This is a genomic window from Aeromonas sp. QDB25, assembly GCF_027707725.1.
GTDB lineage: Bacteria > Pseudomonadota > Gammaproteobacteria > Enterobacterales > Aeromonadaceae > Aeromonas > Aeromonas caviae.
Genome location: NZ_JAPCIZ010000109.1, coordinates 1 through 8725 on the forward strand (window position 1 = coordinate 1; position 8725 = coordinate 8725).

10 protein-coding genes are annotated in these 8725 nt (G+C 63.1%); 4 read left to right on the plus strand and 6 right to left on the minus strand.

All coding sequences use genetic code 11. The features are described from left to right. Positions 1 to 132 precede the first annotated feature (132 nt). The 4 genes from PG883_RS21495 to cydH all read right to left on the minus strand — a co-directional run bounded on the left by PG883_RS21495 (position 133) and on the right by cydH (position 3690). Positions 133 to 1413 (minus strand): sigma 54-interacting transcriptional regulator, encoded by a 1281-nt coding sequence (locus PG883_RS21495; protein ID WP_270808084.1) that lies wholly within the window; start codon positions 1411 to 1413, stop codon positions 133 to 135. A 54-nt stretch (positions 1414 to 1467) separates the two neighbouring features. Then, complete coding sequence (locus tag PG883_RS21500; protein ID WP_039039694.1) at positions 1468 to 1977, minus strand: hypothetical protein; 510 nt, start codon at positions 1975 to 1977, stop codon at positions 1468 to 1470. A 105-nt stretch (positions 1978 to 2082) separates the two neighbouring features. Continuing rightward, positions 2083 to 3495, minus strand: a complete 1413-nt coding sequence (locus tag PG883_RS21505; protein ID WP_270808086.1) for a sensor histidine kinase — start codon at positions 3493 to 3495, stop codon at positions 2083 to 2085. Between the two features lie 102 nt (positions 3496 to 3597). Then, complete coding sequence (cydH, locus tag PG883_RS21510) at positions 3598 to 3690, minus strand: cytochrome bd-I oxidase subunit CydH (RefSeq protein WP_010675981.1); 93 nt, start codon at positions 3688 to 3690, stop codon at positions 3598 to 3600. 125 nt (positions 3691 to 3815) lie between these two features. Here cydH and folK point away from each other — a divergent pair, with 125 nt between their 5' ends. Further along, a complete protein-coding gene (gene folK / locus PG883_RS21515) occupies positions 3816 to 4361 on the plus strand; it encodes a 2-amino-4-hydroxy-6-hydroxymethyldihydropteridine diphosphokinase (protein ID WP_143236948.1) in 546 nt (181 codons plus the stop codon). A gap of 58 nt (positions 4362 to 4419) precedes the next feature. Here folK and PG883_RS21520 read toward each other — a convergent pair whose 3' ends face one another. Further along, a complete protein-coding gene (locus PG883_RS21520; protein WP_182976247.1) occupies positions 4420 to 5124 on the minus strand; it encodes an SDR family oxidoreductase in 705 nt (234 codons plus the stop codon). Between the two features lie 159 nt (positions 5125 to 5283). Between PG883_RS21520 and PG883_RS21525 the strand changes: the two genes are divergently transcribed. Together PG883_RS21525 and PG883_RS21530 are read left to right on the plus strand one after the other, a co-directional pair. Further along, positions 5284 to 5688 (plus strand): CBS domain-containing protein, encoded by a 405-nt coding sequence (locus tag PG883_RS21525; RefSeq protein WP_029314862.1) that lies wholly within the window; start codon positions 5284 to 5286, stop codon positions 5686 to 5688. A 257-nt stretch (positions 5689 to 5945) separates the two neighbouring features. Then, positions 5946 to 6701: a substrate-binding periplasmic protein gene (locus PG883_RS21530; RefSeq protein ID WP_406568581.1), complete on the plus strand. Its 756-nt coding sequence runs from the start codon at positions 5946 to 5948 to the stop codon at positions 6699 to 6701. A 101-nt stretch (positions 6702 to 6802) separates the two neighbouring features. Here PG883_RS21530 and asnC read toward each other — a convergent pair whose 3' ends face one another. Further along, a complete protein-coding gene (gene asnC / locus PG883_RS21535; RefSeq protein WP_041214272.1) occupies positions 6803 to 7264 on the minus strand; it encodes a transcriptional regulator AsnC in 462 nt (153 codons plus the stop codon). Positions 7265 to 7418: 154 nt separating this feature from the next. On the opposite strand from asnC, the gene asnA reads away from it, so the two are divergent. Beyond that, positions 7419 to 8411, plus strand: coding sequence for an aspartate--ammonia ligase (asnA, locus tag PG883_RS21540; protein ID WP_270808092.1), 993 nt, complete (start codon positions 7419 to 7421; stop codon positions 8409 to 8411). The last annotated feature ends 314 nt before the right edge of the window (positions 8412 to 8725 follow it).

An 8725-nucleotide genomic window follows, 5' to 3' on the forward strand; every position in this document is an offset into this window, starting at 1 on the left:
TGGAGGGGGTCGGGGGGCCGCCCCCACACAAACAACACTCACACCCCCGGCGGGGCCCGCCCGCGGGCGGCTGGAAGTTAGTGTGAGACCGCGGGGGGCCGCCCCCCCCCCCCCCCCCCGCCCCTCTGTCATTCATCCCTTCGACTTGAAATTTGCCGCCTCGATGCCGTGCCGATTCAATAGCTTGTAGAAGTCGGTGCGGTTTCTCCCCGCCATGTTGGCCGCCAGGGTCACGTTCCCCTCCGTGGTGCGCAGCAGCCGGATCAGGTACTCCTTCTCGAACTCGGCCCGCGCCTCGTTGAACGAGGGAATACCGCCACCGCCGCCACTCAGGGCCGACTCCACCATGGCCGCGCCGATCACCGGGCTGCAGCAGAGGCTGGCGAGCTGCTCCACCACCCCGCAGAGCTGGCGCACGTTGCCCGGCCAGGCCGCGGCGGCCAGCAGGGCCAGCGCCTCCGGCGAGAAGCCGAGGGCGGCGCAATCGGGGTGACGGTTGCGGTAATCGTCCAGCGCCTGACGGGCCAGCAGGGGGATGTCCTCGCTGCGGGCGCTCAGCGACGGCAGGGTGATGTTGGCCACGTTGAGGCGGTAGAAGAGATCCTCGCGAAAACGCCCCTCTTCCATGGCGGTCACCAGATCCTGATGGCTGGAGCTGATGACCCGCACCTCGGGGGTACCCTGACCATACTCCGCCAGCACCTGGAGCAACTTGGCCTGGAGTGACTCCGACAGATCCCCTATCTCGTCGAGGAAGAGGGTGCCGCCTTTGGCCTCGGCAAACAGGCCGGACTGGCCATCCTCGCCAAACAGCTGCAAGTCCAGCACGGGCCAGGGCAGAGCCGCACAGTTGATGGTATGCAGCGGCTTGTCGCGGCGGTGGCTGGCCTGGTGCAGCGCCTGGGTCATCACCCCCTTGCCGGCGCCGGAGGGGCCCAGGATCAGCACGGGCACGTCCATGGTGGCGATGCTGCTCGCCTGGATCAGCAACTGCTCCATCTGCGGGTTGCGGGTCTGGATGAGGGACTGCCACTCCTGCTGCTGCTTCGGACGGGTCAGGCTGAGAGCATGTTCTATGGTGACCAGCAGCTCGTCCTTGTCGATGGGCTTGGTGAGGAAGCTGAACACCCCGGAGCGGGTCGCCTGGATGGCGTCGGGAATGGTGCCGTGGGCGGTCATGATGATCACCGGCATGCCGAGCCACTGGGACTGGATCCGCTCGAACAGCGCCAGCCCGTCCATGCCCCCCATGCGCAGATCGCTCAGCACCAGGTCGGCCCGTTGCTGGCGCAGCCTGTCCAGCGCTCCTTCGGCGCTGTCGGCGGTATCCACCTCGTAACCCTGGCTGCGCAGGCGCATGCTCATCAGCTTGAGCAGGCTGGCATCATCGTCCACCAGCAGAATACGGCTCATGCTCTCACCCCCTCTTGGCGAAAAACGCGGTCATTGCGGCGCTGTCCGAAGCTGTCATGGCTGACCTCCCCCATTGAGCTTACGCTGGTTGAGCTGCTCGTCGATGGCGGAGAGCTGCTCTATCTGCTGGCGTAGACGCTTCACCTCCTGACTCTGATCGTCGCGGCGGCTGTCTCGCACCAGCAGCTCCTCCCCGAGGGCGATCCAGCTGCGCAGGAAGGCCTGGGCATCGAGACCGAGCTCCGGCAACAGAGCTTTCAGCTGATCCAGCCCGGCCCGGCGGCTGGCCACCGATTCGGACGGGTGGGTGTTGACCATGGCCAGGCTGACCCGGCTCTCGAGGTCGGTGGCGCCGGCCAGTCGCTGGCGCTCCTGCATCCGCTGCTGGGGATGGCTGGCCAGCAGCCAGTCCGAGTATTGCAGGCGCACCTGCATCTCCTTGTTGGCAAACTCCATCCGCCTGGCGATCGCCTCCTGGGAAGGCTCGGTGAGGCTGGTAGAAGGCAGCAGGGAACAGCCAGCGAGCAGGCCTATCATCAATACGGGAATCACAAATCGTTTCATCTTGAATGTCACTTCAGATCCTGGTGGGGAGCAGGCACCTGCCCGCTCCTCTCAATATTCGGTGTCAAGGCGCCACCCGCACCTGCGGAGTCGCCGCCACGCCCGTCAGCTCGGGCGCACGTTCAAATCCAGCCGGAAACAGACATCCGCCTGGGCATCCTCGATCAGCCTGAGCTCGCCGCCCAGACTCATGGCAGACTCACGGGCAATGGAGAGGCCCATGCCGGAGCCTTTCAGCAATCCCTGACGCACTATGCTGCCCTGTTCAAAGGGCTCGAAGATGCGCTCCCGCTCGTCTGGCGGGATGACAGGCCCTTCGTTGGCCACCTCCAGCCAGCCGCCGCCCGCCCCCGCCCCGGCGCGGATCCAGATCTGTCCGCCCCTGGCGCCATAGCTGACCGCGTTGGAAAAGAGATTGTCGAGGATGAGTCGCAGGCGGTAGGGCTCTGCCCGCAGGCTGATGGGCTCGGGCGGCAAGTGTACACTGATTTGCTTGGATTCCAGCGCGAGCCGGTACTCTTCGGACAAGTCTGACAACAAGGGCGCCAGGGGCACCTCGGACAGGGTGAACACCTCCTGCTGGCTGAGGCGATTGAAGTCGAGCAGCCGCTCGATTAGGGTCTGCAGACGGCGGCTGTTCTCCTCCAGCATCTGGCAGATCTCCTGCTGATCCCCGTTGAGGGGCCCCACCAGCTGCTCCGAGAGCAGATCAGCCCCTTCTCGCAGCACGGCAAGGGGGGTTTTCAGCTCGTGGGATACGTGGCGCAGGAACTGGTATTTCTGCTGTTCCAGCTCCTTGAGCTTGTCGTGCAGCCAGCTGATCCGCTCCCCCAGCAGCACCAGTTCGGCCGGGCCGTCCACCGGGCGCTGATCCGGCTCGACGCCGGCGCCCAGACTCAGGATCCGCGACTCAATCTGACGTACCGGGTGGATGATGAGGTAGGTAAAGAGCAGTACCAGCAGCAGGCTGAGCCCGGCCACGAAGCCGCTGACCCACCAGATCTGCTGTTTCAGCTCCACGATGGCGCCCCGCATGCGGGTCACGTGATCATCCACCTGGCTACGGGTGACCACCTCCAGTTGCTGGTTCAGTTCGTTGAAGTCGGTGAAACGGGGGCTGGTCGCCTCCTGCCTGACCTTGCGCAGATCCTGCAGGCCGTCGAGCCAGACCAGCGTCGCCTCGAGATCTCCGTAGACCTCGGCATCCGGAATGGAGTCCTGATGAGTCGCGAGCAGTTCCCGGTAGCGCACCAGCTGCTGCCGATAGCTGGCCAGGATGCGATCATCACCCAGGACCGCATAGCGGCGCAGGGTGCGCTCCAGATCGATGGCCTGAGTGGAGAGCAGCGTCGCCCGGCGAGTGTCCCGCACCGCACGTTCCATCTCGTCGCTGGTGAGCTGGCCCAGGTGGGAGAGAGCCTGACTGTCGTGCCAGATCATGCCCCCCAGGGGCATCAGCACCAGCACGAAGCCCATCAGTACTACCTGGAGCAGGGAGCGGGGCCGAACCTTGGTCATCTTCTGCGGTCTCGATTCGTCATGGGGGAGCCAGCATATCCGCACTGCCCCAAAAAGCAAAACCGGCCATAAAGCCGGTTTGATTGCTCACCGAGGCCGGATTCACGCCAGGCCGACGGACGCCACACAGATGACAATGATCATGGCAAGGGCCCCTGACGCGGCCAACAGTGCCCATTTCATTTCTACGCTCATGCAAACCTCCTTTCTGCCAATCAGCGTTGGATCACAACAGATAACGACATGTTAATTCATAGTGAATCCCATAACCGTGAGCTGCGTATATATTTCAGACGAGCCCAACCCAAGGAATGGAAAGCATGTTTTACCTCTGTAGCATTGGATCCAATCTCGACCCCGCCCTGCACGTCAGTCAGGCCGTCGCCGAATTGCTGGCCCGCTTTGGTCGCCTTCACCTGAGTTCCGTCATCCAGACCAAGCCCGTGGGCATGCATTCGCGCCACGACTTCCTCAACTGCCTGTTCGTCGTCCAGAGCGACTTCTCTCCCGCCCAGCTCAAGGCCGAGTTTGTCACCATGGAGCTGGCCCATGGCCGGGATCGCAGCAACCCCCTGTGCAAGGTGGCGGACAGGCCACTGGACATCGACATACTGGCCTGCGGCGAACGGGATGACTTCGCCGAGGCCGGGGTGGATGCCTACCTGGGGGATCTGCTGGCGGAGATGTATCAGGGCGGCAGTGTGGACTCCGGCAAGGTGACCCTCGGCCTGCCGGGCAGCAAGGTGTTTGCGAAGCAGCGCATCGGCCAGGCCCCCATCCATCTCTGCCAGCAAGACGAGGCCCTGCTTCCCGGCAACGGCCACCCCGGCCCCCCTTCCCGGCACGCCGCCATCCGGCACCCTTGAGCCGTTCACACACATGAGGCGCCCAAAGGCGCCTCATGTCATGGCGGCCCGCCATGCCCTAGATGACGGCGAGGGCGCGCCCCCCGTCCACCCGGATGCTGGCCCCGGTCATGTAGTCGTTCTCCATCAGCATCTGTACCGCCTGCCAGATGGGCTCCAGACCCCCTTCCCGCGCCAGCGGCGTCTTCGCCAGCACCTGCTGGCGCCAGTCATCCCCGTGCTCGTCGAGAAACAGGATGGGGCCAGGCTCTATGGTGTTGACCCGCACAGCGGGTGCCAGTTCGCGGGCAAAGCTCATGGCCAGGGAATGGGCTCCCGCCTTGGTGGCCACGTAGGCGGCAAACTGGGGCGCCGGGGCATGGATGTAGATATCGGTGATGTGGATGATGCCCCCGTTGGGCTGGCGAGCAAGGGCGGGGGCCAGCGCCCGGTTGAGCTGGAAGGGAGCCGCCATGTGTACCCGGTAGAACTGATCAAACTGGGCCAGCTGCACCGCAGGATCCGCCGCCTGGAGCTCGAAGGCGGAGGCATTGTGGATGATCAGGGCAAGATCCTCATGGGCCGCCAGCGCCGTCACCACGGCGCCCACCTCCTCTTCCCGGGTGAAGTCCGCCTGTACCAGCTCGACGCCCACGTCTCGCAGACGATCCAACTCGGGCCGTTCGCTGCGATAGCTGCCCGTCACCTGCCAGCCAGCGGCCACCAGCTGCTCGCACAGATAGAATCCCAGGCGACGGCCACAGCCCGTTACCAATGCACGCATACCCTCTCCTTGTGGTTGTCGCCCTCCCCGATCCATGCAGGATCGCACGGAGGGCCCATTCATCGGCCATGACCTATCGATGTCCGAGGCAAAACCCATTGGCCCCCTGTCACGGCCACCGGGCATAGTGGCCCCATCGACCCCCATGGAGCCACCATCATGCTACAAATTCGCGATCATATGCAGCCATTGACCCACTCACTGCACCCCGGCCTCGGTCTGGCCGAGGCGCTGGACAGACTCCATCGGGCAAACCTGGGGGGCCTGCCGGTACTGGATGACCATCAGCACCTCGTCGGATTTCTCTCCGAGCAGGATTGCATTCCCGCCCTGCTCACGGGCAGCTATCACTGCGACACCCGTACTCTGGTCGAAGATCTGATGAGCCGGACCCCGCTGTTCGTCTCTCCTGATGACAACATCGTGGATCTCGCCCGCCAGATGGCCGGGGCCAGACCCAAGGTCTATCCAGTGATGGAGGGAGGCAAGGTGACGGGCATCATCAGCCGTCGTCAGGTGATGCAGGCCCTCAACACCCAGATGAAACAGTGTCAGGCAACCTGAGGCAGGCAACCTCGCACACGTTTCATGCCGACCACCCTCCCGCCCACAACCGGCGAGTGGCTTGTCCATCCCGCCCGACTCTGCCACGGGGCGGCCTGTCGAGGCAGCCCGCCCCCCTCCCACCGGCACCGTTCGTTTGTCCCCTCCCCATTTCAGGGTTTGCCATCCGTGGTCGTCTCTAGTTAGATAGGTGCCGGTCACAGTCCCTGCCGGATGCGACCCCGTCCCGAGTGCTCAGGAGATGTAACGTGCGACGCTTGCTCGTATTCTGCTTGCTGCTGCCCTGCTGGCTGTCAGCCAGGGAGCTGGTCATTGGTGGCATCCTGGAGCCCCCTCTCAAGTGGCTGGATGCACAGGGACACCCTCGCGGGCTGGATGTTGATCTCGTCACCGCCATCTTCGGCACGCTCCATACTCCCATCAGGATTGAGCTCATCGATTCGGGGGCCAGGCTCACCCGCAATGCCGAAAGCGGCTTCTATGATCTGCTGCTGACCCACTCCTACAAACCGGAGCGGGAGGCCTATCTGCTCTACCCCAAACAGGCCCATATGCTCCATAGCTGGCACTTTTTCATACGCAAGGAGTCCGCAGGCCGGATCCATTATGACCATCTGACGGATCTCAAACCCTGGCGCATCGGTGTCACCCGGGATTTCTCCTATACCCCCGAGCTCGCGGTGGCCATGACAGACCCGAGCTATCACTTCCAGGAGATCCCCATCAACCAGCTGCAACTGCGCAAACTCATCGCCGGTCGCATCGACGTGGTGCCCATGTCCCTGGTCACCGCCTTCACCCAGATAAGAGAGGAGGGACTGGAGGGCAAGCTCGACTACCTGCCAAAGCCCCTCAAGACCAGCCCCTACTTCAATGTCTGGACCCGTTCCCGGGCCGATGCCGACACCCCGGCCCTGATGGCCGCCTATGATGCCGAACTGCTGCACATGAAGCGGGACGGCCGGCTCAAGGCCCTCTACGACAAATACGGCATCCCCTATATCGAACCCTGATCCACCGTTCAGGGTGCCCTATCCCGCAGGGTCAAATTCTGCTGCGCGAACAGGGTCTCGCACGGGAGAGGGATCTCTACGCCCCCCTCAGACCACCCGACTCAAGGCTTCACATCCCGCAGGATCGGGTTTTGCAGCGAAATCAGCGTCTCGGTGGACTGGATCTCGTCGATGGTCTGGATCTTGTGGATCAGCACCGTCTGCAACTCGTCGATGGAACGGGTCATCACCTTCATGAAGATGCTGTAGTGGCCCGTGGTGTAATAGGCCTCCACCACCTCGTCCAGCGCCTGCAGTTTGGCCAGGGCCGACGGGTAATCCTTGGCGCTCTTGAGGTTGATCCCGATGAAGCAGCAGACGTCGTAGCCCAGCTTCTTGGGGTTCACCTGCACCCGCGTTCCCTCGATGATGCCCGCCTGCTTCATCTTCTCTACCCGCACGTGGATGGTGCCCGGGCTCACCAGCAGTTGTTTGGCCAGCTCGGCGTAAGGCAGGCGCGCATTCTCCATCAGGGCGGAGAGGATGGCCTGATCGAGATTATCGATCCGATAATTTTCTGACACTTTTTTGCGCTCCTTTTAATGATTCATCATTAATTGATGGCTTATTTTGAAGAAAAAAACACACAAAGCCTATTTCAATTATCGAATATTGAATTTAGTTGGCATTCTGTTGAAGAATCACCGCATTCAACGGGTTCACGACAGGTAATTCAGCATGAAACAGCACTACATCCGCAGCCAACAGCAGATCAGCTTCGTCAAAGAGATGTTCTCCCGCCAACTCGCACTGCAACTCGGCCTGATGGAGGTACAAGCCCCCATTCTGAGCCGGGTCGGTGACGGCACCCAGGACAACCTCTCCGGCTGCGAGCATGCAGTGCAGGTCAAGGTGAAAACCCTGCCGGAGCACAGCTATGAGGTGGTCCACTCCCTGGCCAAGTGGAAGCGCCAGACCCTGGGCCGCTTCGGTTTCGGCCCGGGCGAGGGCATCTATACCCACATGAAGGCGCTGCGCCCGGACGAAGACCGCCTCACCCCCATCCACTCCGTCTACGTGGATCAGTGGGACTGGGAGAAGGTGATGCCGAGCGAGCGCCGGGATCTGGCCTATCTGCAGGAGACGGTGCGCGGCATCTGGGCCGCCATCAAGGCCACCGAGCGCGCGGTCTGCGCCGAGCATGAGCTGACCCCCTTCCTGCCGGCGGATATCCAGTTCCTGCACAGTGAAGAGCTGCTGACCCGCTACCCGGACCTCGATGCCAAGGGACGCGAGCGCGCCATCGCCAAAGAGCTGGGAGCGGTCTTCCTCATCGGTATCGGTGGCGCCCTCTCTCACGGCGAACGCCACGACGTCCGTGCCCCGGACTACGACGACTGGAGCAGCGAGAGCAAGCTGGGGCTGGCGGGTCTGAACGGTGACATCCTGGTGTGGAACCCGGTGCTGGAAGACAGCTTCGAGATCTCCTCCATGGGGATCCGGGTGGACGCAGAGGCCCTGCGCCGTCAGCTGGCCATCACCGGGGACGAGGATCGCCTGCAGTACGACTGGCATCAGGATCTGCTGGCAGAACGCATGCCGCAAACCATCGGCGGCGGCATCGGCCAATCCCGTCTGGCCATGCTGCTGCTGCAAAAAGAGCACATCGGTCAGGTCCAGGTCGGCGTCTGGCCGGCCGAGATGAAGGCCGCCATTGCGGACATGCTGTAAGGAACCAAGGGCACCCCGCGGCCATTGCTGCGGGGATGCCGACAGGCAAGTGGCCCCCGGGATGAGCGAGCACATCCCGGGTGGCTGTAAGAAGGGAGGCCGGCAACGGCCTTGCTTCGCCATCGGGGGCTTGCCCCTGCGACCCGCTCAACCCACGTCAGGTCGCCTCACTACATTCCTCCCGGCAATCTTCGGATTGCCGCTTTTTTTAGGTTCTTCGCGGGATCCTGGGAAAGTGGAAGTTGACAGACAGGGTGCTGGTAAACTGGCTGTCTCCAAACACACCACCACCATCACCCTGCTGTCGCCGTGCA

Bases quoted from the DNA above. Each gene is read 5' to 3' on its own strand.
- PG883_RS21495 (WP_270808084.1), bottom strand. From the start codon at position 1,413: ATGAGCCGTATTCTGCTGGTGGACGATGATGCCAGCCTGCTCAAGCTG.
- PG883_RS21500 (WP_039039694.1), bottom strand. From the start codon at position 1,977: ATGAAACGATTTGTGATTCCCGTATTGATGATAGGCCTGCTCGCTGGC.
- PG883_RS21505 (WP_270808086.1), bottom strand. From the start codon at position 3,495: ATGACCAAGGTTCGGCCCCGCTCCCTGCTCCAGGTAGTACTGATGGGC.
- cydH (WP_010675981.1), bottom strand. From the start codon at position 3,690: ATGAGCGTAGAAATGAAATGGGCACTGTTGGCCGCGTCAGGGGCCCTT.
- folK (WP_143236948.1), top strand. From the start codon at position 3,816: ATGTTTTACCTCTGTAGCATTGGATCCAATCTCGACCCCGCCCTGCAC.
- PG883_RS21520 (WP_182976247.1), bottom strand. From the start codon at position 5,124: ATGCGTGCATTGGTAACGGGCTGTGGCCGTCGCCTGGGATTCTATCTG.
- PG883_RS21525 (WP_029314862.1), top strand. From the start codon at position 5,284: ATGCTACAAATTCGCGATCATATGCAGCCATTGACCCACTCACTGCAC.
- asnA (WP_270808092.1), top strand. From the start codon at position 7,419: ATGAAACAGCACTACATCCGCAGCCAACAGCAGATCAGCTTCGTCAAA.